Source organism: Rothia amarae (assembly GCF_042677725.1).
Classification (GTDB): domain Bacteria; phylum Actinomycetota; class Actinomycetes; order Actinomycetales; family Micrococcaceae; genus Rothia; species Rothia amarae.
In genome coordinates this window covers 1-1,262 of the sequence record NZ_JBHUCN010000019.1, presented here as the reverse complement: position 1 = coordinate 1,262, position 1,262 = coordinate 1, and the positions used below count along the sequence as shown (strand labels likewise).

Annotated in this window: 1 rRNA gene; it reads right to left on the bottom strand. The window is 52.1% G+C overall.

What is annotated here, in order from left to right:
* Window positions 1–395: 395 nt before the first annotated feature.
* Window positions 396–1,262: ribosomal RNA gene (locus ACFR81_RS10895) — 16S ribosomal RNA — on the bottom strand; the annotation flags it as partial.

Sequence of the window (1,262 nt, the reverse complement as noted above, 5' to 3'; positions counted from 1 at the left end):
CCTTCATCGGCTCTTGATGCCAAGGCATCCACCGTGTGCCCTTAATAACTTACAAAACACACAAATAATCAAAGATCATTCAAAAATATCTAAGTTTGACAAAATCAAAGAAACACACAACAAACCCACAAAGAGTTCATTGAGCAGTTTCCAGAAGATGCTCGCGTCCACTATACAGTTCTCAAACAACAACCCACCCACACCATCAAGAACAACCACAACAGTCGAACCATCCAATGCGCCAGGCAAAAACAAGACAACAAACAACAGCTTGCAGCCTCAAAACCCAACAATGCGCCTCATCCAACAACCAAAACCAATATTCCACCCATGAGCAAACCACCCACATAACACTCGTATGCGAAAGCGGCCAACCAAAAAGTTGAGCTCCTTAGAAAGGAGGTGATCCAGCCGCACCTTCCGGTACGGCTACCTTGTTACGACTTAGTCCCAATCGCCAATCCCACCTTCGACGACTCCCTCCCACAAGGGGTTAGGCCATCGGCTTCGGGTGTTACCAACTTTCGTGACTTGACGGGCGGTGTGTACAAGGCCCGGGAACGTATTCACCGCAGCGTTGCTGATCTGCGATTACTAGCGACTCCGACTTCATGGGGTCGAGTTGCAGACCCCAATCCGAACTGAGACCGGCTTTTTGGGATTAGCTCAACCTCACAGTATCGCAACCCTTTGTACCGGCCATTGTAGCATGCGTGAAGCCCAAGACATAAGGGGCATGATGATTTGACGTCATCCCCACCTTCCTCCGAGTTGACCCCGGCAGTCTCCTATGAGTCCCCACCACAACGTGCTGGCAACATAGAACGAGGGTTGCGCTCGTTGCGGGACTTAACCCAACATCTCACGACACGAGCTGACGACAACCATGCACCACCTGTATACCAGCCCCGAAGGGAAACCCCATCTCTGAGGCGGTCCAGTATATGTCAAGCCTTGGTAAGGTTCTTCGCGTTGCATCGAATTAATCCGCATGCTCCGCCGCTTGTGCGGGCCCCCGTCAATTCCTTTGAGTTTTAGCCTTGCGGCCGTACTCCCCAGGCGGGGCACTTAATGCGTTAGCTACGGCGCGGAAAACGTGGAATGTCCCCCACACCTAGTGCCCAACGTTTACGGCATGGACTACCAGGGTATCTAATCCTGTTCGCTCCCCATGCTTTCGCTTCTCAGCGTCAGTTACAGCCCAGAGACCTGCCTTCGCCATCGGTGTTCCTCCTGATATCTGCGCATTTCACCGCTACACC